24 protein-coding genes and 1 rRNA gene are annotated in these 23,267 nt (G+C 48.6%); 8 read left to right on the forward strand and 17 right to left on the reverse strand.

Going from position 1 to position 23,267, the window contains the following annotated elements:
• The first annotated feature begins 91 nt into the window (after window positions 1-91).
• The 5 genes from rrf to HWI92_RS21760 all read left to right on the forward strand — a co-directional run bounded on the left by rrf (window position 92) and on the right by HWI92_RS21760 (window position 5,187).
• Window positions 92-203, forward strand: a 5S ribosomal RNA gene (gene rrf / locus HWI92_RS21740).
• 335 nt (window positions 204-538) lie between these two features.
• On the forward strand, window positions 539-1,942 hold the full coding sequence (locus HWI92_RS21745; protein ID WP_204659207.1) for a Gfo/Idh/MocA family protein: 1,404 nt from the start codon (window positions 539-541) through the stop codon (window positions 1,940-1,942).
• A gap of 26 nt (window positions 1,943-1,968) precedes the next feature.
• A complete protein-coding gene (locus HWI92_RS21750; RefSeq protein WP_204659209.1) occupies window positions 1,969-2,724 on the forward strand; it encodes a glucosamine-6-phosphate deaminase in 756 nt (251 codons plus the stop codon).
• A 10-nt stretch (window positions 2,725-2,734) separates the two neighbouring features.
• Window positions 2,735-3,877 carry an acyltransferase family protein gene (locus HWI92_RS21755; RefSeq protein WP_229248450.1) on the forward strand — a complete coding sequence of 381 codons (1,143 nt, stop codon included), beginning with the start codon at window positions 2,735-2,737 and terminating at the stop codon, window positions 3,875-3,877.
• A 2-nt stretch (window positions 3,878-3,879) separates the two neighbouring features.
• Window positions 3,880-5,187: a dienelactone hydrolase family protein gene (locus HWI92_RS21760; RefSeq protein WP_204659211.1), complete on the forward strand. Its 1,308-nt coding sequence runs from the start codon at window positions 3,880-3,882 to the stop codon at window positions 5,185-5,187.
• Here HWI92_RS21760 and HWI92_RS21765 read toward each other — a convergent pair.
• The 3 genes from HWI92_RS21765 to queA all read right to left on the reverse strand — a co-directional run bounded on the left by HWI92_RS21765 (window position 5,184) and on the right by queA (window position 8,130).
• Window positions 5,184-6,287: a winged helix DNA-binding domain-containing protein gene (locus HWI92_RS21765; protein ID WP_204659213.1), complete on the reverse strand. Its 1,104-nt coding sequence runs from the start codon at window positions 6,285-6,287 to the stop codon at window positions 5,184-5,186. The genes HWI92_RS21760 and HWI92_RS21765 overlap by 4 nt on opposite strands.
• Window positions 6,288-6,317: 30 nt before the next feature.
• Entirely contained in the window at window positions 6,318-6,995 is a 678-nt protein-coding gene (locus HWI92_RS21770; protein ID WP_204659215.1) for a 2-C-methyl-D-erythritol 4-phosphate cytidylyltransferase, read from the reverse strand.
• A gap of 85 nt (window positions 6,996-7,080) precedes the next feature.
• Window positions 7,081-8,130, reverse strand: coding sequence for a tRNA preQ1(34) S-adenosylmethionine ribosyltransferase-isomerase QueA (gene queA / locus HWI92_RS21775; protein WP_204659217.1), 1,050 nt, complete (start codon window positions 8,128-8,130; stop codon window positions 7,081-7,083).
• Between the two features lie 399 nt (window positions 8,131-8,529).
• Here queA and HWI92_RS21780 point away from each other — a divergent pair, with 399 nt between their 5' ends.
• Complete coding sequence (locus HWI92_RS21780) at window positions 8,530-9,801, forward strand: aminotransferase class I/II-fold pyridoxal phosphate-dependent enzyme (RefSeq protein ID WP_204659219.1); 1,272 nt, start codon at window positions 8,530-8,532, stop codon at window positions 9,799-9,801.
• A 254-nt stretch (window positions 9,802-10,055) separates the two neighbouring features.
• Complete coding sequence (locus HWI92_RS21785) at window positions 10,056-10,235, forward strand: BF3379 family histone-like protein (protein WP_204659221.1); 180 nt, start codon at window positions 10,056-10,058, stop codon at window positions 10,233-10,235.
• 57 nt (window positions 10,236-10,292) lie between these two features.
• Here the strand turns inward: HWI92_RS21785 and HWI92_RS21790 are convergent, their stop codons facing one another.
• From HWI92_RS21790 to HWI92_RS21800, 3 genes are all read right to left on the reverse strand, one after another.
• Window positions 10,293-10,706, reverse strand: coding sequence for a MaoC family dehydratase (locus tag HWI92_RS21790; RefSeq protein WP_204659223.1), 414 nt, complete (start codon window positions 10,704-10,706; stop codon window positions 10,293-10,295).
• 108 nt (window positions 10,707-10,814) lie between these two features.
• Window positions 10,815-11,192 (reverse strand): HPF/RaiA family ribosome-associated protein, encoded by a 378-nt coding sequence (locus tag HWI92_RS21795; protein ID WP_204659225.1) that lies wholly within the window; start codon window positions 11,190-11,192, stop codon window positions 10,815-10,817.
• A 227-nt stretch (window positions 11,193-11,419) separates the two neighbouring features.
• On the reverse strand, window positions 11,420-11,722 hold the full coding sequence (locus tag HWI92_RS21800; RefSeq protein WP_204659227.1) for a DUF4286 family protein: 303 nt from the start codon (window positions 11,720-11,722) through the stop codon (window positions 11,420-11,422).
• Window positions 11,723-11,865: 143 nt separating this feature from the next.
• Here HWI92_RS21800 and HWI92_RS21805 point away from each other — a divergent pair, with 143 nt between their 5' ends.
• On the forward strand, window positions 11,866-12,285 hold the full coding sequence (locus HWI92_RS21805) for a cytochrome B (protein ID WP_204659229.1): 420 nt from the start codon (window positions 11,866-11,868) through the stop codon (window positions 12,283-12,285).
• A 37-nt stretch (window positions 12,286-12,322) separates the two neighbouring features.
• Here HWI92_RS21805 and cysM read toward each other — a convergent pair whose 3' ends face one another.
• The 11 genes from cysM to HWI92_RS21860 form a co-directional block, all read right to left on the reverse strand.
• Entirely contained in the window at window positions 12,323-13,195 is an 873-nt protein-coding gene (gene cysM / locus HWI92_RS21810) for a cysteine synthase CysM (protein WP_204659231.1), read from the reverse strand.
• A gap of 14 nt (window positions 13,196-13,209) precedes the next feature.
• On the reverse strand, window positions 13,210-14,418 hold the full coding sequence (locus HWI92_RS21815; protein WP_204659233.1) for an alpha/beta hydrolase family protein: 1,209 nt from the start codon (window positions 14,416-14,418) through the stop codon (window positions 13,210-13,212).
• Window positions 14,419-14,476: 58 nt separating this feature from the next.
• A complete protein-coding gene (locus HWI92_RS21820) occupies window positions 14,477-15,208 on the reverse strand; it encodes an alpha/beta fold hydrolase (protein WP_204659235.1) in 732 nt (243 codons plus the stop codon).
• Window positions 15,209-15,292: 84 nt separating this feature from the next.
• Window positions 15,293-17,017 (reverse strand): AMP-binding protein, encoded by a 1,725-nt coding sequence (locus tag HWI92_RS21825; protein WP_204659238.1) that lies wholly within the window; start codon window positions 17,015-17,017, stop codon window positions 15,293-15,295.
• Window positions 17,018-17,155: 138 nt separating this feature from the next.
• The gene (locus tag HWI92_RS21830; RefSeq protein ID WP_229248452.1) at window positions 17,156-17,668 is read right to left on the reverse strand and encodes a GNAT family N-acetyltransferase; all 513 of its coding nucleotides are present in this window, start codon (window positions 17,666-17,668) and stop codon (window positions 17,156-17,158) included.
• 34 nt (window positions 17,669-17,702) lie between these two features.
• Window positions 17,703-19,091, reverse strand: coding sequence for a hypothetical protein (locus HWI92_RS21835; protein ID WP_204659240.1), 1,389 nt, complete (start codon window positions 19,089-19,091; stop codon window positions 17,703-17,705).
• 57 nt (window positions 19,092-19,148) lie between these two features.
• Window positions 19,149-20,273 (reverse strand): hypothetical protein, encoded by a 1,125-nt coding sequence (locus tag HWI92_RS21840; RefSeq protein ID WP_204659242.1) that lies wholly within the window; start codon window positions 20,271-20,273, stop codon window positions 19,149-19,151.
• A 97-nt stretch (window positions 20,274-20,370) separates the two neighbouring features.
• Entirely contained in the window at window positions 20,371-20,925 is a 555-nt protein-coding gene (locus HWI92_RS21845; RefSeq protein ID WP_204659244.1) for a hypothetical protein, read from the reverse strand.
• 22 nt (window positions 20,926-20,947) lie between these two features.
• Window positions 20,948-21,505, reverse strand: a complete 558-nt coding sequence (locus tag HWI92_RS21850) for a thermonuclease family protein (protein ID WP_204659246.1) — start codon at window positions 21,503-21,505, stop codon at window positions 20,948-20,950.
• A 9-nt stretch (window positions 21,506-21,514) separates the two neighbouring features.
• The gene (locus HWI92_RS21855; protein ID WP_229249425.1) at window positions 21,515-21,877 is read right to left on the reverse strand and encodes a hypothetical protein; all 363 of its coding nucleotides are present in this window, start codon (window positions 21,875-21,877) and stop codon (window positions 21,515-21,517) included.
• Between the two features lie 53 nt (window positions 21,878-21,930).
• Window positions 21,931-23,163 (reverse strand): sulfite oxidase, encoded by a 1,233-nt coding sequence (locus HWI92_RS21860; RefSeq protein ID WP_204659248.1) that lies wholly within the window; start codon window positions 23,161-23,163, stop codon window positions 21,931-21,933.
• Window positions 23,164-23,267 lie beyond the last annotated feature (104 nt).

Raw genomic sequence — 23,267 nt, forward strand, 5'->3', positions numbered from 1 at the left:
ACGGCCCGCCGCTGCGGTGACCCAATGAGAGAATAAAGCATTATTCAATCATTCGAAATTCAATCATTCAATCATTGAACTCAAAGAGCTTGTTGGTGGCTATTGGACGGGTGTACACCTCTTCCCATCCCGAACAGAGAAGTTAAGCCCCGTACCGCCGATGATACCTGGATCAAACCCGGTAAAGTAGGTAGCCGCCACAATCATTATCCATAAGACCATCCCTCAAAAGATGGTCTTTTTTGCTTTAGGGCAGCGTGGGTAAGCAGGTCAATACCATTCACCAGCATTCAAAATAGCAGATTACTGCAATACTTCAAACAATGTCTTAGATCGCTTCTAAGTCAAATGACTCTATCGAACGAAGCCAGTACATGTTCGTCAGCTCTTCCATTCTTTTCGAGAACGTTATCGCTCATATTTCTTCTCTAATCCTTTTTACGTCTACTTTATTCGTGTAAAATTGTCAATAAGGAAATTTTATGTGGCTGATGCGACATATTCTATCCTTACTAATTTCCTAAACTCATTAAAGAAAATGGACAAAAGGCAATTTTTAAAACTATCGGGACTGGGTGTTATTACATCGGGTATGATGCCCGGCGTAAAGCATAGCTGGACCGAAAACTCCCAGGAAGCTCCTGCGGCGCCAGCATTCAACATGTCCGGATATGCAGCACCAAAGATTGATACAGTCCGGATTGCTTACATTGGTCTTGGTAACCGTGGCGGCGGTGCCATCAAGCGTATTGTTCATTTGGACAATGTTGATGTAAAAGCATTGTGCGATATACGTAAGGACAATGTGACAGAGGCCGCCAAAACTTTCCAGAACACCGCCCATAAACCTCAGCTATACTCCGGCAGTCAGGACGAATGGAAGAAAGTATGTCAGCGTGATGATATAGATCTTGTTTACATCTGTACACCATGGAGCCTGCATACACCTATGGCCGTTTATGCAATGGAACAAGGCAAGCATGTAGCTGTTGAAATTCCTGCTGCCACTACCGTAGATGATTGTTGGAAGCTTGTAAAAACGTCTGAAAAAACAAAAAAGCATTGCATGATGCTTGAGAACTGCTGTTACGACTTTTTTGAGCTCCTTACTTTGAACATGGCCCGTCAGGGATACTTTGGTGAAGTAATCCATGCGGAAGGAGCCTATATTCATGACATTCTGGATTCTTTTTTTGACAAAACGAAACGATATGATCTCTGGCGATTGAAAGAAAACCAGCGTAACGGCAACTTGTATCCCACTCACGGCTTAGGTCCTGTTGCGCAGATCTTGAATGTTAATAGAGGTGATAAGATGGACTACCTTGTTTCCATGGCAAGTAATGACTTCATGCTGGGAGAAAAGGCGAGGGAAATGGCTGCTAAGGATCCCGAATTCAAGCCTTATGCTACTAAACCCATGCGCGGTAATATTAATACAACAACCATCCGCACCAGTAAGGGCAAAACGATCATGCTTCAGCACGATGTATCTTCACCTCGCCCCTATTCACGTATTCATGCTATTAGCGGTACAAAGGGTTCGGCTCAGAAGTATCCGCTTGAAGGTAAAGACGAACGGGGAAGGATTTCGCATGGCCATGAGTGGGTTTCTGAGGAAGAGTATAAAGCACTTGAAAAGCAGTACCAACCCGAAATTGTAAAGAAAGTAGGGGAGCTGGCCAAAAAGGTGGGCGGTCATGGAGGAATGGACTTTCTCATGGACTGGCGCCTGATCGATTGTCTGCGAAATGGCCTGCCGCTCGACCAGGATGTTTACGACGCGGCTTCATGGAGCGTTATTGCACCTCTTTCCGAGTGGTCAGTGGCGAATCGTTCAAACAGTATTAATATACCCGACTTTACTTCCGGTGCCTGGAAGACCAATCAGCCCATTGATATCGCATTGACCAAAGGAGGCAATACCGGGGTAAAATCATGAATCGGACACAACTATCATTTACACGAATGAAAACAGAAATTGCAGAAACCGCTGCCGAACTTGGCCGGTCGGCAGGATCAACAGCAGCAGGAATATTAAGACAATGCATTGAAGAACAAGGATATGCCAATATTATTGTAGCTACCGGAACCAGCCAGTTTGAAACATTGAATCAGCTTGTTCAGGAACATGGCATTGATTGGTCCAAAGTGACTATGTTTCACCTGGACGAATATATCGGATTGCCGGTGAGCCACCCGGCCAGTTTCAGAAAGTACCTGAAAGAGCGATTTCTTGCCAGGCTGCCTGAGCTAAAAGCCAGTTACCTGATCAATGGGGAAGGAGACGTAAATAGCGAGCTGCAATCATTAAGCAGATCCATCAGCCGGCACCCGATCGATCTTGCCCTGGTTGGCATCGGAGAAAACGGGCACCTGGCTTTCAATGATCCCCCTGCCGATTTCGACACCGAGGAACCTTATATTGTCGTCAACCTCGACGAGCCTTGCCGGCGCCAGCAAATGGGCGAAGGCTGGTTTGCATCCCTGGACGATGTTCCTTTGCAGGCAATAAGCATGTCGATCCGGCAAATCATGAAGTCCAAGCATATTATTTGCTCCGTCCCTGACCTGAGAAAAGCGATTGCGGTCAAGAATTCATTAGAAAACGAAGTAAGTAATCTTTTTCCTGCCAGTATTCTGCAACTGCATCCCGACTGCCACTTTTATCTTGACAAAAGTTCAGCCAGCCTGCTTGAAGGTCTTGAAATGAAGCAATTGTAAACGCTGGAATTTGGAAACTCATACTGTTGTTCCTGTAAACAAAGCTGAGCAAACCGGCAAGCCGGTGCGATTGGCTTCCATCGATGCCCTTCGTGGCTTTGACATGCTGATGATTTCCGGAGGGGGCGCATTTATCTTTCTGTTGGGAGGTAAAACGGGCATCGAGGCCGTAGACATCCTGGCGGCGCAGTTTGAGCATCCGGAGTGGCATGGCTTTACTTTCTTTGATTTTATTTTCCCTTTATTCCTCTTTCTGGCGGGTGTCTCTCTGCCATATAGTATCAACAGTGCGCTCGCAAAAGGGCTTTCACCCGCACAAATCAGATGGAAAACATGCAAGCGGATGCTCATACTGATTGCATTGGGGATACTGGATAAGAATGCACCTATTGATATTTTTGATCCCGCACATATCCGATACGGCAGTGTCTTGGGGCGCATAGGACTAGCGACGTTTATAGGTGCAGTGGTGTACATGAAGTTCAGTAAACAGGAGATCATTGGGTTGATACTGGCAACCCTGGTTTTGTACTATCTCGCATTGATCCTGATCCCTGTGCCCGGCTTTGGTGCGGGTGACCTGTCCTTTGAAGGTAACTTGGTAGGCTGGGTTGATCGTAATTTCATGCCGGGCAAATTAAAACAGGGTACCTATGACGAACTCGCCTTGCTTACGCAATTCCCGGCCATTTGCCTCACGTTGGCAGGTATACTTGCGGGACAAATGTTGCTCGCTGCAAAATCAGGTACTTCAAAAGTGATCAGCCTATGTATTACAGGCATTACCTGCATTGCGGCAGGATTGCTATGGAGCATTATTTTTCCAATTAACAAACACCTTTGGTCAAGCTCATTTATCATGCTCACGGGCGGAATGGCTTTTACCATACTGGCGCTTTTTTACTGGATTATCGATGTATGTGGCGCGCAAAAATGGGCATTTTTCTTTCGGGTGATCGGCATGAACTCCCTGTTTATCTATCTCGCGGTACGGTTTATAGATTTCAATGCGTCTTCTGCCATGCTTTTTAGCGGTTTTTACAAGTATATGCCCAATCAGTGGCACGAGGTATTCAATGCATTGGGCGGGTTTGTACTGGTTTGGCTGGTGATGTATTTTTTATACAAAAGAAAAATATTCATCAAAGTGTAATCATGGAACAAACGCCTGGTACTCCGCCTTTCAGTGGGATCAGCAGGAGGGTATTTGTCAAATCTTCCATTAGCCTGGCATCCATTCCGTTCCTGCCGGCGAAGCAGCCTGCTCTATTTTTAATCCATTCCAAACAAGAAAAGCCGGCTACATTCATGGCACCCGAAAAGAGCATTATTGGAAATTATGGCAGCTGGGCCGTGTCACTTATGAAGGAGGTTCCTGCCTTGTCATTTCGTGATCCGGCAAGGAAAGATGTGGAGTCGTGGCGGAAAGATGCCATGCAAAAGGCAGTCGAATGTATCTCTGCTCCTCCAAGAGGATCAGTTCCTGCAGTAAAGGTAGAGCGCAGGTATACCTACGATGGTCTTGACATTGAAGAGTTGTCGTGGCAACTGCCTTATGGCAGAGCTACCCGGGCAGTATTGTTAAAGCCACAAGGTGCTGCCAGGCCGCTGCCCGGAATACTGGCCCTGCATGATCATGCCGCTAAAAAATACTTCGGGTTTCGTAAAATCGTGAAAACCGGCGACGATCAGCATCCGCTGCTCAAAGAACACCAGGAAACGGATTACGACGGAAAAGCATGGGCAAATGAGGTTGCCAAAAGAGGATATGTGGTGCTGGTGCACGATACCTTTGCATTTGGCAGCAGGAGGGTGTTCTATGAAGATGTGACCGGCTTATCCGGGGATCTGGATACCTCAAAAAAGACAGATGAAAACGCTGAGGATCACGCTCAGATTGAAGCTTATAATGCCTGGGCATCGGAGCATGAGCATGTGATGTCCAAGTCGCTGTTCAGCGCCGGAACTACCTGGCCGGGTGTTTTCCTGACCGAAGATCAGGTCGCACTGGATATTTTGAGTAAAAGGCCGGAGGTGGATCCTGAGCGTCTGGGTTGTGGCGGCTTGTCGGGCGGCGGCCTGCGGACTGTATACCTTGCCGGACTGGACAATCGTGTTAAATGCGCAGTCTGTGTGGGCTTTATGACTACCTGGGAGGATTTGATATTGTACAAGTCTTTTACCCATACCTGGATGACCTACACCCCGCTGCTCCCCAAATACCTCGAATTTCCTGAAATTTTAGGGTTGCGGGTACCACTTCCTACCATGGTACTTAACAATAATCAGGATGAGCTGTATTCACTCAAAGAAATGAAGCGGGCAGACGGCATATTAAAGGATGTTTACAAAAAAGCCGGTGCAGCAGATCAGTACCAGACCCGGTACTACGACGGTCCTCACAAGTTTGATCAGGCAATGCAGAAGGATGCATTTGCCTGGTTCGACCAGTGGCTGCATTAATCCTGCGCAGCCATAACTACTTTTTTGTCAAGATAGCTGCCATATTTTTGAGCAGCGGATATCAGCAGCTTCCTATTTGCAGAACTGATTGCTTTGAACAGTTTAGGCTCGATGATCACTGTATCTTTTCTGATCGTACGCCGCCAGGTACCGGCAACCTGCCCGTTGATTACAATGGTCGGCATAAACATCCCATTATTTCCGGGGACGATTTCAGCTAGATGTTCACCGGGTACCATCAGCCCCCGGTTGGTATAACCCAGCATATACTCGTCAAAGCCCGGGAACATGTATACAGCATTTCCCGACGCTGCCGGCACCAGTTGACCCATCCAAAAGGTCTGGTCATCCACTGCTATGCTTTCGAGTTCTTGTGTGACAAGATGCAGGGCCAGCCGGGCTTCTTTCACTGTAAGCCCGGTCCACCAGATAAAATCCTGGATGGTAGCTGGTCCGTGACTTGTAAAATATCGCAGTGCCAGTGTTGCCAGCGCTTCCTCGCCCGCTATGTCCTTCGTAGCCGGCAACCAATCATCCATCAGCACGTAGGCAGGTTGTTTTTCCTGGTGAGGTCCATGGCAAAGCACGCGTGTTTGTGAGAGATGACCAATGATATGGATACCACGCTGTCCACTTGTTGAAATACCGCTTTTTTCAAGGACTTGGTAAACCTCGCTCCGTGTCAGTACCTTTCTACCGTCCATGGCGGCAGATAGTGCGTCTATGCTGTCGGAGAAAACCTTCTCTGTCAGTTCGAGCTGACGGTAGCGGCCGGCGGCCCTTGCAATCATCCGGGGTGCCAGAAGTTTTAGCATCCACCGCGCATCATCAGCGGCCAGAAGATGCAGTGTACCCCGCATAGGCCAGGTCCGGATGATGGTTCGAGCTGCAATCGCATCGTCAACATCCTGCTCCCGGCAAGCCGGCAGCCGCAGGGCAACCGACCATTTAGCACCTGCAAAGTCCTGTGCCTGCATAGCCAGCATCCAAGATACCACCTCAGCCGGTGACTGGAAGGTGGTTCGGGCAATCTGCTGATTAGCAAGTCTTATTTGAAGAATATCATCTATTTTCATGGAAACAGGTAGTCGTTTTTCCATGAAATTAAAACAATATCCACTATTTACATTTTAGCCAGCAGGGTTCAGGTGAGCCTTAGCCCACACCAGATCCTCCGGTGTAGTAATTTTGATATTTTCGTAGGCTCCGTCAATCAGGTGGATCGGGTAACCCGCAGATTCCAGAACACTGGCACAATCGGTAAATGCAGCCTGGTAGGGCGCATTAAATGCATTTCGCATCCAGTCAATCCGGAAAGTCTGGGGTGTTTGTACAAGCCTGCATTGAGCCCTGTCCATTGCCTGGCTCACACCATTTGCATCCAGTACCCTGATAGAATCTTTCAGCGGCACACTGGTCACCGCAGTTCCATGCAGTGCTGCTTCCCGAAAACCGTTTGCAATAATTGTTTTACTGATTACAGGCCTGACACCGTCATGTACTGCCACCAGAGCATGGTCTGAATGGATACTTTGCAGCCCGTTTTTTACCGAATGAAACCGGGTCTCTCCCCCTGCAATGAGGGTATATTTTTCATTAAAGCTGTATTCTTGGCAGAGGGTCTCCCAATATGCGAAATGCGCTTCTGGAAGAACCAGAATGATGTTGAGTGCATTATTGTACTGCCGGAATGCACGCAGGGTATGCATCAGCACGGGAAGATCATGAACGGGCAGAAACTGCTTCGGAATAGTACTGCCCATACGACTTCCGCTCCCTCCGGCAACGATAATAACAAATTCCTCCATGATGTGCTTTAAATGAAAAATGGTCATCTACGAATCAGGACAATGTCCCAGACCATAAATGACCACTCTTTCTAGAAATATTCGGTTAGATAATCAGCATCGCGTCGCCGTAGGTGAAGAATTTATACTTCTCTTTAATAGCGATCTCGTAGGCTTTCATGACCAGGTCAAAACCTCCAAATGCGCAGGCTGCCATCAGCAGGATTGATTCGGGAAGCTGGAAGTTGGAAAGCAATGCGTTTGCTATTTTGAAATCGTAGGGGGGAAAAACAAACTTGTCCGTCCAGCCTTCTACTGCTTTAAGATGACCGCTCGCCGAAACCGACGATTCAATGGCCTTCAAAGAGGTAGTACCTACGGCACAAACCCGTTTTTTACCATCAATAGCTGTATTGACCACCTCTGCGCTTTTTTGTGTGATGCGGTAGTTTTCAGAATCTGTCTTGTGTTTGGTCAGGTCTTCCACATCCACCGTACGGAAGGTTCCAAGCCCGACGTGCAGGGTGATCGGCGCGAAATTGATACCCTTGATTTCAAGGCGTTTCATCAATGCCTTGGTAAAGTGCATCCCGGCAGTTGGGGCAGCTACGGCTCCCACATGTTCTGCAAAAATGGTTTGAAAACGCTCTCTGTCAGCATTTTCTACTTTTCTGCGGGAGATAATTTCCGGAGGAAGCGGCGTTTCGCCCAGCTCGTCTACCAGCTTCATGAAGGCATCATTGTCGCCATCATACAAAAAGCGAATGGTACGGCCGCGGCTGGTTGTGTTATCAATCACCTCAGCCACCAGGTCGCTGTCGCCAAAGTACAGCTTGTTGCCCACGCGGATTTTCCTGGCCGGATCAACAAGCACATCCCAGAGGCGCATTTCACGGTTCAGCTCACGCAGCAGAAACACTTCGATCTTTGCGCCGGTTTTTTCTTTCTGGCCGTAAAGCCGTGCCGGAAAAACCTTCGTATCATTGATCGCCATTACGTCCCCGTCGTCAAAATACTGGATCAGGTCGGCAAATGTTTTATGTTCTATTTCTCCTGTTTTGCGGTGAACGACCATCAGGCGGGATTCGCCGCGGTCGGAAGGATGAAGTGCAATAAGACTCTGAGGAAGATCAAACTTAAATTCTGATAGCTTCATAGCTGAATGTTCTGTGATATTCTTTAGCTGTGTGACAAAACTAAACTCTTATAGGTCGGATCGGAAGCGCCTTTTTCCCGGTTCTGAAACAGCATATATTCACTAAACCAACTGCCCTGGCGCCTATTTATGAAAGAAAATTTATCCTCGGGATTACTTGTAAAAGCACTCGGGATTCGATAAATTTTACAGAACCCTCCAATTCAAAAATAAGACCGCAAAAGTACGCATTTTTGGGCAGCTTTGCAAGCCTTTTATCGGGCGTGAACCGGTCGAAGCACCCTCTGCTGCATACTCCGGTATGCCGGCTGTCGTTACAGTTAAAGGTATTTTTTTTATTTTTGCATTTACCTTACATTTTAACACTTGTTCTGTTTACCCACATAAATTCAATTGAGAGTGGATATATTCGAGAAATTGCGCAGTAACTCAGGCCCGATTGGAAATCCGGCTAAGATGTTGAACAGCCACCATTACTTTTCATTTCCAATGCTGGAAGGCGAATTGGGACCAAGAATGAGGTTTATGGGCCGCGAGGTGTTGAACTGGAGCCTGAACAATTACCTGGGACTTGCCAACCATCCCGAAGTAAGGAAAGCGGATGCCGAGGCAGCGGCCCAATGGGGCCTTGCTTATCCGATGGGAGCCAGAATGATGTCTGGCAATTCGTCCCTGCATGAAGTATTTGAAAAAGAACTGGCCGAGTTTGTGGGCAAGAAGGATGCATTCCTGCTCAATTACGGGTATCAGGGCGTCATGTCGGCCATTGAATGCATCTGCGACCACCGCGATGTGATCGTGTATGATGCAGAGTCGCATGCCTGCCTGATCGATGGTATCCGCCTGCATAAGGCCAAAATGGGCGAGTACTACAAGTTTAATCACAACGATGTAGCCAGTCTTGAAAAAAACCTGATCCGGGCGACAAAGGTAGCTTCCGAAAAAGGAGGTGGCGTGCTTGTGATTACGGAAGGTGTTTTTGGAATGTCGGGCAAGATCGGTGACCTGAAAGCCATCGTTGAGCTGAAAAAGAAATATGACTTCCGCCTGCTTGTAGACGATGCACACGGCTTTGGTACGCTTGGCGCTACGGGTGCCGGTGTAGGTGAAATGCTGGGCGTGCAGGGTGAGATTGATCTTTACTTCTCGACGTTTGCCAAATCAATGGCGGCGATCGGGGCATTTATCGCTTCCGATGATCCCGAGATTATTATGTTCCTCAAATACAACATGCGCTCTCAGACATACGCCAAAGCGTTGCCGATGCCGTATGTGGAAGGTTGCCGCAAGCGTCTGGAAATGCTGAAAGCCATGCCGGAGTTGCGGGAAAAACTATGGGAGAACGTCAAAGCCATGCAGGATGGCCTTCGAAGCCGCGGATTCAATATCGGGGAAACCGAGTCGCCCGTGACGCCTGTGTTCCTGCACAGCGAAGGCGGGGTGCCGGAGGTAACAAGAATGGTGCGCGATCTGCGTGAAAACATGGGTGTGTTCTGCTCGATTGTGGTGTACCCTGTAGTGCCGAAAGGTCAGATCATGCTGCGGATTATTCCTACTGCTGCGCACACGCTGGACGATGTGGAATATACATTGAATGCATTTACCACGTTGGCAGAAAAACTTAAGAACCGCGTTTATCAGGCAGAGGATGTTCAGGAAGTTGTAGAATAACAAAAATGGCTATTCTGCTTATTTGGAGGACTTTTTAGAAAAAGTCCTCCTTTTTTTATACCAGTTTCTTCTCGTTTAATATAGAAGTAACTTACTTGTTACCAGAGAGTTAAATGTTTGCAATCGACTAATTGTATTTTAGAGTTGTTTTTTTTTGTTTTTTGGGTTGTGAAAATACTTTTAATTACTAAATTTCGGTCAAAACATGCGTTTTGACGCAGTAGAGGCATTTTAACTAAAAAACAAAGAAAAACATGGCACGATTTGATGAAGTTAAGGAATTAGTGCTTTCCTTGGAAAGTGACTTCGACAAGTTTTATAATAAAGGTAATCAAGCTGCCGGCACACGTGTTCGTAAGGGTATGCAGGACTTGAAAACACTTGCTCAGGATATCCGCTCAGAAGTTCAGAACAAAAAGAACGACGGCGAGTAATCGGATGCACACCACGAAATTCAGAACGCCCGGACTATCAGTCCGGGCGTTTGTTCTTCAGAACTTTTCTTTATTGATCATCGTGGCTACACCACGGGTTACAGCCTTTTTTGTGGTACTATCCACAATTTCTGTCTCAATCTCGGCTACATGCTTGTCCGCATTCACGGATCTGATCGTGAATACGGCCGTATAATCCGTTTCCACAAACATGGGGCGCAGGAATTCCAGGGTCTGCTTCAGGTACACGGAGCCGTGCCCCGGAAACTGTGTTCCCAGCACTTTTGTAAAAACAGTAGCGCCCAGCATACCGTGTATAATTGGCTTTTTGAAGTTCGTGGTGGCTGCATAAGCAGCATCTAGGTGGATGGGGTTGTCATCGCCGGTCAGGGCCGCGAACCGTTCCACTTCTTCCTGAGTAAACCGGAACTGATGTTCAAACCTGCTGTCGACTACGGGTGCAATATCCATGGTGAATGTTTTAGGTGGCAAATGTGCTGCAAAGCAAAGCAACAATGCGCTAAAACAAAAGGAGCTGCCCATCTCCGGGCAGCTCCTGCATGGGTGTATCTTAAAATTCTATTCTTCGTTTTCTCCCGAGAGTGTTATCACGCCATCCTGAATTTCTCCACCTTCCACCACTTTCGGAACGCGCGCATTGCTGCGCTTGTCTTTAAACTTCTTCACCTGCATTTTAAGCGTATCAATTGCCAGGTCGGTAGCTTCCTCAAACGTACTTCCCTGTTCCCTCACGAACATCGTGCCGCCGGGCACATACAGCTTAATTTCAAGCAACTTGGTATGGAGCTTGGCATTATCGCCTTTATTGAGCTTAAGGAATACTTCTCCACTGGTAATCCGGTCATAGAACGTGTCCAGTTTATCTAATTTTTGCTGAATGAAGTTCAGCAATTTAGGATCAGCATCAAAATGAATTGCTTGCATCTGCAGTCTCATAAGCACATTGTTTTAGAGTAAAACATATTTCCAGTTCACCATCAAATTACCGTGCCCTTCATTGCCGGCCGCCACATTCGCCCACTCGGCAGGTCCGGGCCGGGTCTTCCGGGCTTCCGTGATCAACTTAATGGTTAATTAAATAAAGGGAAATATTCAGTTAATGTCAAGCAGTAACTGTGTTTTGAATCTAAATACTTTGCCTGCGAAACGGACAAAATGCATGTTTAAGCTTCCTCCAGTAAGGTCCTGAAAGATACGTACTGACCATTGAAAATAGCATGATGGCGCTCCTGGAATTCTGACTGAAAACCAGTCTGATAAGCCAGGAAATCTTCCATGGTTCGGAATGTAAACTGAGAGGTATAGGTACTTCCTTCGTTTTCGATCTCCGTCAGCAGCCGGAGTACGCGGGCATCTACCGGCAGGCCCGTGGCCATAATCGCGGGCAGGTGCTCCTGCTTCATGTAGTGCAGCCAGTTCTTCTCGGCAGCATAGCTGATATTGACGGTGATATTGTAGATGATCATTCTTTGATTTTGATTTTGTAAAAAAGCCACAAAAGTCGTAGAAAGTTCACCCTTGTCAAAGTGTATGACCCCGCAGCTTTATTTGGGTGCTGCTGGATTGCATCTTACATTTGCGTACTTATTCACCGTAACCTGTTTTTATCATGAATATTCTTGTACGGGCGCATTCCGGTCTCCGGTATGTTGTACTGGCCCTGCTGATAGCAGCCATTTTTGCAGCATATTCCAACTGGCAAAATGGAAAGCGGAAGGATGCCAAGGTATACCTCTTCGCCATGATCGCCACCCACACACAGCTGCTCATTGGTCTGATCCTGTATGTTATGAGCCCGAAAGTGGATTTCAAGATGATCAGCGAAAAGATCTACCGCTTTTATTCCATTGAGCACATATTCATGATGCTCATTGCTATCGTGCTGATCACACTCGGACGTATCCGGTCCAAGAAGCTGGACGGGCCCGACAAGCACCGTACCGTGCTGTACTTTTACGCACTGGCACTGATTATCATTCTTGTTGCTATTCCCTGGCCATTCAGAGAACTGGGTGCTTCATGGTTCTAAAAAGAAAGGCTGCCGGGTTAAGGCAGCCTTTCTTTTTTTATCCGAATAAATCAGTGGACAAGTACCGGTCGCCCCGGTCGCATACAATAAAAACGATTATACCCTCGTCGAGCTCTTTGGCAAGTTCGAGAGCCGCCCAGGCTGCTCCCCCGCTGCTCATTCCGGCAAATATAGCTTCTTCTCTCGCCAGCCTGCGTGTTGTAAGTACTGCATTATCCTGCGTCACCTCCATCACACGATCCACTCTTTCACGGTCGAATATCTTTGGCAGGTACTCCTGCGGCCACTTGCGGATGCCCGGAATACTCGATCCGTCCGTGGGCTGGCAGCCAACGATCTGAATGCCCGGATCCTGTTCTTTCAGGTACCGCGACACACCCATGATGGTTCCGGTAGTTCCCATGGATGATACAAAATGAGTGACTTTCTGATCGGTATCCCGGTAAATTTCAGGTCCGGTATTCCGGTAGTGGGCTTTCCAGTTATCATCATTGGCAAACTGGTTGAGCATAAAATACCCGCCGGCCGCGGCTTTTTCATCGGCCAGATCCCGGGCTCCCTCCATGGTTTCGGCGAGTACGACTGTCGCGCCGTAAGCTTCCATGGTCAGCACCCGTTCCCGGGTTGAGTTTTGCGGCATGATCAGCTCTATATCCAGGTCAAACAGCCTGGCGATCATGGCCAGCGCAATTCCTGTGTTCCCGCTGGTAGCTTCAATAAGCTTCATTCCCGGCCTGATCTCTCCACGCTCCAGCGCACCTTTGATCATACTGTGGGCCGCCCGGTCCTTCACGCTGCCGCCGGGATTATTTCCTTCCAGCTTTCCAAAAATGGTGACGCGCGGGTTCGGGTTTATTTTTCTCAATTCAACCAGCGGCGTGTTGCCGACCAGATCAAGCAGTGAGGACATTCCAATGCAATTATTTATTTCGTAGAAGTGAAAAATGTGAGCGTACCTATGAGAAACGCAGTAATCGACGATGCATGCGTACCATTGGGCACGGTAACCAGCTGCACGTCGGGCGCCCCTTTGGCTTTCATAGCATTGTATGCATTTACCGAATTAAAGTAGAATACCGTTCGGTCAGCATCGCCATGGTAGAGGCGCGTAGGTGTGTTGGGTTTCCAGTTGTAAACATTATTGTCCGCTATCGCATCCAGAAAACCTTTGTCTGTTCCGTCAACAAGGCTCTTTTTAAATGTGTCTGTCAGGATTGTGTCAAAGCTTTGATTAATGCTGACATTAATCCCTGACTGTGCAATACGGGTTGCAAAAGGTTCTTTGAAGTAGTAAGAGGTTGGCTTATTGAGCTTGTAAATGCGGTCGTAAGTCAGCAGTACCCACAGATACAGGGAGTTCGATGAAGCTATGCCGTCTGTTGTTTCATTGACGATGTATTTCATGAAAGCGGTTTTGTCATAAGCACCTGCACCGCAGCTGGATGCACGCAGGTTGAATTCCGACGCAGCTTCTTCCTCGATTTTCTTTTGCAATGACATCGTCGCATACCCACCTTCGGAATATCCGGCTATATAAAGCTTTTCATCCCATTTAACCGCACTCTGGTCTTTCAGGAATTCCTTAGCAGCCCTGAGCATGTCCAGGCAGGCGGTGGAAAGTCCCTCGCGCTGCTCATAGGTATGCGGCAGGTCTTTGGAAGCGCCATACCCGATATAGTCCGGATAGGCAATAATGTATCCCATCGCTCCGAACAATGCCCCAAAACTAGCCGCTTCAGAGCCATCGTTAAAGTTGGAAGGAGCGGAGGCATCTTCACGTATGGTACCATGCTGCACACTGATCATGGATGCAGGCTGAGTCGTGTTGGGTAGTATCAATGCACCTGAGGCAGTTACATCAGCACCGTCCGTGTTCTTGGTTTTGTACGTAATGCGGTAAACTTTAATGCCATTTTTGATATATACGCCCAGCAAAGGACTTACTCCGTTTGCCTCATTGAGCACCTGCTCTTTTGAAAGTTCGGTAATCACGGTACTTTGTATCAGGTGCTGGTTTTCTTCCACCGGCGTGACAGGATCGTCGTCGCTGCTACACGCATGAAGCAGCACCAGGCTGCATAGTACAAGCAGGTTGAGCAGGCGACTGCGGAAAGGCAGGGTAAATATTTGCATAATAAATATCAGGTCAGATTAGGTAACGTACCCTGCCCCGTTTTCGATCCGGTAAATTCTAAATTTTACCCATATACCAGCTGATCATCCGCGAAGTGGCATCAGGCCGCTCCACCATGCCCATATGACCGGCTTCGGCCAGGATGAACGGGTAGCTTTTTCGGGGATATTCGGTAAGGGTTATCACACTTTCAAAATCAAGCACCTTGTCCTGCATGCCCACAATAAACAAAACCGGGAAGGGCAGGGATGCAAGTACCGCAGTACGGTCAGGCCGGTCGCGCATGGCTGCAAGGCCCGCGATCAGTGCTTCCGCTGGCAGCTGCCCATATTTTTCAACGTGTGCCTCGACTTTGGCAGGAAAGAGTTCCTTGAATCGGTCACCGTACATATTGGCACCTGTTTTCTGCACAAATGCAGCAGTACCATGCGTTTTCAGAAGTTCGATGGTCTGGTTACGCTGCTCTTTCTTGGCATCGGTATCGGCGTAAGCTGTGGAATGAAAAAGGCAGAAGCCTTCCAGAAATTCCGGATATTTTTCAGCAAATGCGAGGGCAATATAACCGCCCATGGAGTGTCCTACAAGCGTAAACCGGGTGATATTGGCATTGGTCAGAAAGCGATGCAGCTCGTCGGCATAGTCATCGATTGTCTGACAAAATGTAAAAAGCGATATGTTGGGTCTGACGATTGTAAAGTCTTCATTCAGCGAAGCATCCAGGTTGTCCCAGATCGCGTCGTCGACCCCATGGCCGTGTACCAGTACGAGCGTTTTCCGGTAAAGGTTCATAAAATTGGCTTTCGTTGAGAATTTGTTTCGGCTAAATATACATAAACCAGCTTCCAATCCGGTTTTCCGGCCATGATCATTTCATTACGCCTTTTCAGAGGCTGTCCCCGCTGCTTCTTCCCGCAGGGCCCGGCGCAATATTTTGCCTACATTGGTTTTGGGAAGCTCCTGCCTGAACTCAATCAGACGCGGGCGCTTGTAGGCAGTCAGGTTTTCTTTGCAGTACGATTTAACATCTTCCTCGGTAAGTGCAGGATCCTTGCGTACTACGTACAGCTTCACAGCCTCACCCGAACGCTCGTCGGGGATACCTATGCAGGCAACCTCCAGCACGCCCGGGCACCGCGACATGACGTCCTCAATTTCATTGGGATAAACATTGAAGCCCGACACCAGGATCATATCCTTTTTCCGGTCCACGATTTTGAAAAAACCGTCTTCATCCTCAATGCCGATATCACCTGTCTTGAACCACCGGCCGCTGCTGTCTTCAAAGATCACCTTGGCAGTTTCATCCGGACGGTTATAGTATCCCAGCATGATCTGTGGCCCGCGGGCACAAATTTCACCCCGCTCACCCGGCGTGGCCCAGGTATCGTCGTCTTTGAGAATACGCATTTCAGTACTCGGAAAAGGAAGCCCGATGGTACCCTGCCTGTGTTTTCCGTCCAATGGATTCACGGATAGTACGGGAGACGTTTCGGACAGGCCATAGCCTTCCACCAGCGGACAGCCCGTCAGCCTTTGCCACCTGTCGGCCACTACTTTCTGCAGGGCCATGCCGCCTGCAATGGTTATTTTGAGCTCCCGGAAGTTTACTTTGGTAAAATCCTCATTGTTCAGCAAGCCATTGAAAAGTGTATTCAGCCCCGGGAAAATATGGAACCTGTGTTTTTTGAGCTCTTTGATAAAACCGGGTATATCCTTGGGATTGGTGATCAGCAAATTCAGCGCGCCCCATTTGACACCACAGAGCCCGTTGATTGTTAATGCAAAAACATGATACAGCGGCAAGGCTCCTACCATGGTGAGCTGACCGGTGGGCGGAGATATCCGCAGCTTCGAATGCAGCCACTCCGTAATACCTTCCACATTGGCAATCAGGTTTCTGTGCGTAAGCAGTGCACCTTTGGAAATGCCCGTCGTGCCTCCCGTATACTGAACAAATGCAATGTCGAGCCCGGATATATTGGGGCGATGGTAGGTAAGCTGTGATCCAAGTTCCAGTGCATTGGTAAAAGAGGTCATGCCTGCAATCTGGTAGGAAGGGACCATTTTCTTAATGTACCTGACCACCGTATTGACAATCAGTTTCTTGGGAAAACCAAGCAGATCGCCTATTTCAGTAATAATGACGTGCTGGATCTGTGTTTCGGCAAGTACCTTCTGCAGGTTGGAAGCAAAGTTGGCCAGGATTACAATCGCCTTTACCCCGGAGTCCCTGAACTGGTGCTGCATTTCACGCGGGGTGTACAGGGGATTGGTATTCACAATGACCAGTCCCGCCCGGAGTGCGCCCAGCATCGCTACGGGATATTGCAGCAGATTGGGCATTTGAATGGCAATACGGTCACCCTTTGACAGACCGATACTTTGGAGATAAGCAGCAAAATCCTGTGTAAGCTGATCCAGTTTTTCGAAGGTAATGGCCTTGCCCATGTTGGTATAGGCCGGCTGGTCTGCATACTGGCGGAAGCTGTTTTCCATCATTTCCAGCAGCGATGTATATGCGTCGGGATTGATTTCTGCGGGTATACCTTCGGGATAATGCCGGAGCCAGGGAAATGTATTTTCGGGTGTGGAAATCATGACAGTTATGTGCAAAGGGTCTTGGAATATTGCATTAGGAGAAATTAAGATAGCTAATTAAAGACAAAACTTTATTTCTCAAATGCAAATATTTTCGTTTGACAAGGCTGCTGCATGATGCATCCGAAGCTATATCAGCTACTTTCTGAGCAGCTCCCAGCGCCAAAGCAGGCCATCTTCCGGATCATTTACATTGTCTGTCTGTACAAAGCCCAGACCTTCCAGAATCTTTACAGACGGGTTTTCTTCGCGGAGCGTATGCGCTGTTATTTTTTTGACAATGCTCTGCCGGAATGCGTGATCTACAAGTCCCTTTGCAATTTCTTTGCCGAGGCCTTTCTGGCGGTGTGAGGCCATAATTTCGTAGCCGATTTCCACCATTCCGTTGCCGTCGGGCTCTCCTTTGTAGCCACAGGAGCCGATCAGCATGTTATCGGAGGTGTGAATAACGAGATATACCCACCAGTCGCGCAAAGGAGGATGGGCTTTCCAGCGGTGGTAAGAGGGTGTAAATGTATCCCGGAACTCAGTCCATTTTTTAGGAACATTTACACCCATTACGCGTGCCAGTGTATTGTTGCCCATACGTATCGCTTCATACAGGGAATCGTCGCAGGGAATTATTCTGAGTCGGGGCGTTTCAATCATCATATGCAATTTTCGGCGCCCTAAGTTAATAAAGTAATTATAAGTTGTTTTCGTCAAAACGGTCGGTGATCGCCTTGCGGATGGCCTGGTGCGGCCGCATGCCGCTGCCGGCTGTCCTTGTCACAGCGCGGTCTGCACCGGCATTGGACTTGGCCCGTAATGCAAGATTGGATACCGAAAGGTGACCATTTCGCCAGGCATCATACTCCTCCCGGCCCATTACTTCGCGGCTCACCTGCCCGTGTGCATAGCCGTCGCCAAAGGACTGAATCCTGGCATCAGTGAGTGCCTGCCTGCATTGTTCTTCAAGTGCTGCGATATGGGTGCGGATGCCGGCTTCTTCTTTCTTAAGATCCTCTGCGGAAGGCAGGAGTGCAAGATCATTTTGTAATATGCTTTGCTGGGCCAGATGCCGCGTTAAAGTCTCCCGGACAGGTTCAATCTGACGGATCATTCGTTTCCTGGTGCGTCGCAACCGCCATAATTTGGGATCAATCTGCAGCCAGCGGTACCAGAAGCCCTGCAGTACCGGCAATGCCATACCAAGTGAAACTGCCCCGGCAATCGCAAAGAGTACGCCGCTGAGGATAAATGACAGCAAAGCCCAGGGGCTGTTCACCAGGTCGAGGTTCAGCTGGTCCGAGTTCCGGAGCGCCTGCTCGATCTTGTTGGTCAGTTCGGAACTGTTGACCGGAGCACCGGTCAGCGGGTCCACGGCATTCAGCTGCAAATTTTTGACCGACTTATTAATTGCTTCTTTGAGCTTGTCGGTACGGTATGCTTCATACCGGAACCATCCCAGTACCACCAGCGTAACAATGGCAAAGACGGAGAGTACCAGCTTAAAACCTGCATAGCGTGACCGGGCTTTGGGCGATTCATTTTTATGGTAGGGTTCTTCTACGAGACGGTCATAAGCCGGTTTGAGGAGGATCGACAGCATGGCCAGCCCGATTGCAAAAGCCCAGGCTTCATTGGAATTCCTGATATTCAATGCATAGGCAACAATCTCATGCGAAATGATCAGATCACCTGCAATGAATGAAATACCCGCGGCCAGAAAGATGAGGCCCGCAACAAGCGAGTAGGAGGGGGCTTTGTCACTCCGTTTTTCTTTCAGTTCAGCCGAAGTGGCATCCATGTCAGCTACCTGGTCTTCCAGTTCTTTCAGCTGCCTGGCAGTATTGTCCACCTTCATCGTCTCGGTCTGAAGGCTGTCGTACACCGTTTTATATTGCTGTGCGACTTCCTGTCTGCTGAGCTTAACAGCTGCCAGTTCGCTTTTACTTTCTTCCAGCCTTTCCTGTAACCAGTTATGCTGGACATTGCTGGATACATAGGATTCGTATACCTGGCGGTCAATGCCTTCCATGCCGCTGTTGTAGCCTTGCTGAAAATCGCCGGTGTTTGAATTGGGTTCGTTCATGAGCTGTATGGGATGAGCCTGAATGATTGCTTATAATGTTATAAAAAATGTAGAAAACTACTGGGTACCTTTCCGGATCAGGTTCAGCTGGCGGGTGGTGAGCTCACCTTTCATCCTGCGGGCCAGGTAAAATTCACTCTCAAACAATTTGATCAGCATATCCCTTTTTGCATAAAGACGATCACGTTCCGTTTCGGCTGTGCTCAGTTCGCGCACTACCTGCCACTTCTTCACGCGAAGCTCATCCACTTCTTCTTCCAGGATTTTACATTCATCTTCCCAAGCATACTGGTTATCACTGGCATCCTGCCGGTTTTGGCGAATGTTCATCCATGACTGAAGATCGTTGCGGAGCACGGTGATGTTGCTGAGCAGCAGTTTGCCCGCAAACAGAAAAAGGAAGAATACAAACACAAACAATGCCGAGGCCTGCCACCAGCTTTGGTAGGAAACCACCTGCGCAAATACAAACAATGCAGCCGCAAAAGGCAGCCCGGTTTCTTCCAGCAGTGATTTCCAGGTCACTTTCAAATCCGTATCATGAAACAGGGAGATACGCCCGAACAGGCTGAACATTCCGGCCAGGAACACGCCCAGCGCGATCCAGGAGTTATCTGCAAATACCGGCCGGAGCGACTCGCGGATCAGGAAGAAATTACCGACACACATTGCCACGCACAGGGTTATACCGATGAGCGTTCTGGGTAACTGGTGTTCCTTCCTGGATGGTTCTGCCGGGTTTTTTAACTTTTCCTGTAAGTTTTCGAGGCGGTTATTTTTTTGTCCGATAAAAAGGTTCAACTCCTGAATGCGCTCATTATGCTGCTCTATGTCAGCATTGTAACCGGCAGTAAGGTTGGAAAAGTACTTGTGGATGATATCCGTTTTTTCATTCGGGTCAGACTCGGAAAGGCCAAAGAGCACGCCTTCATCCCGGAGTGTGTCCTCGTCTTCCAGCCAGTAGGGAACCGGGATTTCCATGCGCTCCGGTACAGCAGTTACCGGACTTGCAGGTACATCAGCAGCATTGATGTCAGCCACTGGCAACGATGCCACGGAAATGGGAGCAGGTTTTGCGTTGAGGGGCGGGGCAGGGTTTTCAGGCTCGTCATCGTAGTACTGATGCTCGTCTGTTTCTGATTTACGGAACCAGCCCGAAATGTATTCAGTCAGTTTGGACATAGTTTTTCATGGATTAGCCCTCGATTATCCATGAAAACACACTTAATTACCAGATTATTGTGATGATCGGCTTCTAAAAAAGGTAACCTACTGATTTTTAGCTGGGTTTGAACATCAGTTGGAGCGCCTGCCAAAGTTTTTTCTTCAGATTCTTGTCTGCTCCCACCACTACCAGCGGATCGGCCAGCAGGAACCAGATACCTTCCACCAGCTTCGGAGTGTAGGGCACCAGCATCAGATCAATATGCAGCCGGATCAGTGGTACCCCGAAGGTAATGAAGTAGTTGGTTGTCCTGCCGGAAAGTACGGCACGGGCATCGTGCCCGGGCAGGAACTTGTAATTCAATAAGTCAGCCGTGGCATTGGAGTAACCTACAGCTTTCAATACATTGTCCAGCAATGCAGCCTCTTCCGGCAGCAGTTCGGCGTGAGCCGGCTCATCCACCATTACCAGCACCTTATGCCTGAGCTCAGGAAACAGAATGACCGGCTGCACAGGCTCAGGCGGAGCAATGGTTTTCACCGGCACTTCGGGCGCAGGCTGCGTATCCGGTTCCTTCCGCGGTGCGGGTTGCTGCGGTGTTTCGCCGGCCACCCTGAACAACATTTCGTTTCCGTAAATAAGCTGATAAAACGCAGCCTGATTTCCCATTGTAAAATCTTGTGATTAGCAATTAAAACCGGGCTGACCCAGCGCCTGGCAAGCTCCAAATCGCAAGTTTCTGCTTTTGTGCTTCACGTTCAATCCGTGCATATTCCGCATCGGACGAGTACTTCTTGAAATGCACCGCAAGTCCGTTCTTAACGAGCTGCTTGTTCAGGTTGGTACCGTCAGCGAGAATGATCTCCCCGATCAGGCGCCCATATTTATCAAACTCACCCTGATGCCGGATCCGCACTACTTTACGGAAGCACTTTGCCGATGTGAACTCCTTGGCTACCTTGTAGTAAGGCCTGCCGCGCTCCGGCGTATTGATATGCTGAAAACGGATCCTGAGGGGTTTGCCGGTACGGTGCCCGGCCTTGCGGCCATTAAAAATGAGTTTGAGCTCAATCGTGTCCCCATCCTGTATACCGATGACCTCGGCTTTGAGCGGGTTTGGTAAAATATCTCCTTTAAATACCGGTATAGATACTTTCGGGGAAGTTTGCGCAAAGGAGGTAAATGCTAAAACTGTAAATGCGAAAAGAAAAAAGAACGCTTTATTGAAATAAGAAAATCGGGACGTCATGCGATGAGTTTACTGAGGCTGGACAGATTCCAGTTTGTACCATTTAATATCTTTTAGTGGAGCCCGGCGTGCATGTGCAGTTGTAGGTCCATAATGCTTTTCGAGGTAATCAAGGACAGGCTTTTCGGTTTCACCCAAATCCCAGAGGTTATGATTGGCCTGCATCCAGCGGATTTTTTGTTTCCAGCCATCACGCGTAAACCTGTTTTGTACGATGAGCTTGGAAGAGTGGCATTGGGTACATTGTGCTTTGACCAGGTACAGGCTCTGATCCATAACCAGGCCGGTTTCTGTATCTTTTTTTGTCGTATCCATGCGCATGTACGTATGGTCCGGCGGCTGCGTGGCCGGGCGTGTGTACGCAGCAAGCATAACACCAGCCAGCAGTACAAATACAGTCTTAAGAACGTTTATCTTCATTTTTGTCATCCTACTTTAACTGCAATCCGCTCGCAGGCGTTGTTGAGATACCCTCCCGGATTCCAGGACGGAATTACCATAGGCTGTGCATTACCGTGGTCGTCCGTCGCGCGGACCCATACTTCGTAATATCCTTTTACCGGAAAATTAACCTTTGCGTTCCAATGCTGCCAGGCAAGCCGGTTGGTAGGAGCTTCCAGCCTGCATGGCTTCCAGGTTGTACCAAAGTCGGTAGATACCTCTACTTTCTTCACAGCACGGTCACCTGCCCAGGCATGACCACGCAAGGCAAGTTCCGCTCCCGAGCTGATGATGGCACCGGTTTTCGGATAGGTGATCAGTGACTTCACCGGCATTGATTCAATGATCCTGAAGTATTCCTCCGTTTGCGGAATATCCTCGCCCGGAGCGATCGGGTTTTTGGGAATCCGGTAGCTGTGCCCTTCCATTTTCGCACCATCGTGAACCTTGTTACGGACACTGATGCCCTTGATCCATTTGCCCGAAACTGATGCCGGCCAGCCACCAATCACGAGCCGCAGCGGGTAGCCGTGAAATTCAGGAAGATCTTTTCCATTGAGCTGCCAGGCAAGCAGTGTCTCGTCTTCCATCGCTTTGGCAATGGGTACTCCTCTTGAAATAGCTTCTTTTTTCGGATCGCGGCTCAGGTGAAGGTCGGCACCGTGATAGCCGATGTACACCGCATCATTTTTAATACCTACATCATTCAGAATGTCTTTCAGCCTTACGCCGGTCCATTGTGCGCAATGCACCGCGCCCTGTCCCCACTGGTTCCCCGATGTCTGGGGCTGGTAGCCGGAGCGGCCGTTTCCGCCGCATTCAAGTACCAGCTGGTAAGTATGTTGCCTGAATTTACTTTTCAGTTCTTCCAGGGAGTAGGTTTTAGGTTCTTTGACAGACTCACCGTCGATGGTAATTTTCCAGTTTGCCACATCCACCTTTTCCGGTACCAGTCCGTTGTTCCGGATAAACATCTTTTCGAGAGGGGTTACCTTGTCATCGAACAGGTGGACGGGTGCCTCCACATTCCAGGGCTTGTCACCCTGCACGATCATTCCCGCATGCTTACCTCTCAATGCATCTGCCTCATCAAAGAGCAGCGGCGTATAGTCTGCGGGCATATGGTCTGCATAAACGATATGGCTGCCCCATGCAGCTGCAAGGGCAATCAGACTACTCTTTTTTAGAAAATCCCTTCGGTCGGATCCGGAATGCATATCGGGCAGGAATAGGTTTGAACAATGATCAAAAATACATAAACAACTGCTTACTCTTTGCTACTGCGATGCGCTTTTGGCATGTAATTAAACAAAGAAGGCTG

The organism is Dyadobacter sandarakinus, assembly GCF_016894445.1.
In the GTDB taxonomy this organism is placed as follows: domain Bacteria; phylum Bacteroidota; class Bacteroidia; order Cytophagales; family Spirosomataceae; genus Dyadobacter; species Dyadobacter sandarakinus.

Coding starts and splice junctions, on each gene's coding strand:
- HWI92_RS21745 (WP_204659207.1), top strand. CDS start 539: ATGGACAAAAGGCAATTTTTAAAACTATCGGGACTGGGTGTTATTACA.
- HWI92_RS21750 (WP_204659209.1), top strand. CDS start 1,969: ATGAAAACAGAAATTGCAGAAACCGCTGCCGAACTTGGCCGGTCGGCA.
- HWI92_RS21760 (WP_204659211.1), top strand. CDS start 3,880: ATGGAACAAACGCCTGGTACTCCGCCTTTCAGTGGGATCAGCAGGAGG.
- HWI92_RS21765 (WP_204659213.1), bottom strand. CDS start 6,287: ATGGAAAAACGACTACCTGTTTCCATGAAAATAGATGATATTCTTCAA.
- HWI92_RS21770 (WP_204659215.1), bottom strand. CDS start 6,995: ATGGAGGAATTTGTTATTATCGTTGCCGGAGGGAGCGGAAGTCGTATG.
- queA (WP_204659217.1), bottom strand. CDS start 8,130: ATGAAGCTATCAGAATTTAAGTTTGATCTTCCTCAGAGTCTTATTGCA.
- HWI92_RS21785 (WP_204659221.1), top strand. CDS start 10,056: ATGGCACGATTTGATGAAGTTAAGGAATTAGTGCTTTCCTTGGAAAGT.
- HWI92_RS21790 (WP_204659223.1), bottom strand. CDS start 10,706: ATGGATATTGCACCCGTAGTCGACAGCAGGTTTGAACATCAGTTCCGG.
- HWI92_RS21795 (WP_204659225.1), bottom strand. CDS start 11,192: ATGAGACTGCAGATGCAAGCAATTCATTTTGATGCTGATCCTAAATTG.
- HWI92_RS21800 (WP_204659227.1), bottom strand. CDS start 11,722: ATGATCATCTACAATATCACCGTCAATATCAGCTATGCTGCCGAGAAG.
- HWI92_RS21805 (WP_204659229.1), top strand. CDS start 11,866: ATGAATATTCTTGTACGGGCGCATTCCGGTCTCCGGTATGTTGTACTG.
- cysM (WP_204659231.1), bottom strand. CDS start 13,195: ATGTCCTCACTGCTTGATCTGGTCGGCAACACGCCGCTGGTTGAATTG.
- HWI92_RS21815 (WP_204659233.1), bottom strand. CDS start 14,418: ATGCAAATATTTACCCTGCCTTTCCGCAGTCGCCTGCTCAACCTGCTT.
- HWI92_RS21820 (WP_204659235.1), bottom strand. CDS start 15,208: ATGAACCTTTACCGGAAAACGCTCGTACTGGTACACGGCCATGGGGTC.
- HWI92_RS21825 (WP_204659238.1), bottom strand. CDS start 17,017: ATGATTTCCACACCCGAAAATACATTTCCCTGGCTCCGGCATTATCCC.
- HWI92_RS21830 (WP_229248452.1), bottom strand. CDS start 17,668: ATGATGATTGAAACGCCCCGACTCAGAATAATTCCCTGCGACGATTCC.
- HWI92_RS21835 (WP_204659240.1), bottom strand. CDS start 19,091: ATGAACGAACCCAATTCAAACACCGGCGATTTTCAGCAAGGCTACAAC.
- HWI92_RS21840 (WP_204659242.1), bottom strand. CDS start 20,273: ATGTCCAAACTGACTGAATACATTTCGGGCTGGTTCCGTAAATCAGAA.
- HWI92_RS21845 (WP_204659244.1), bottom strand. CDS start 20,925: ATGGGAAATCAGGCTGCGTTTTATCAGCTTATTTACGGAAACGAAATG.
- HWI92_RS21850 (WP_204659246.1), bottom strand. CDS start 21,505: ATGACGTCCCGATTTTCTTATTTCAATAAAGCGTTCTTTTTTCTTTTC.
- HWI92_RS21855 (WP_229249425.1), bottom strand. CDS start 21,877: ATGCTTGCTGCGTACACACGCCCGGCCACGCAGCCGCCGGACCATACG.
- HWI92_RS21860 (WP_204659248.1), bottom strand. CDS start 23,163: ATGCATTCCGGATCCGACCGAAGGGATTTTCTAAAAAAGAGTAGTCTG.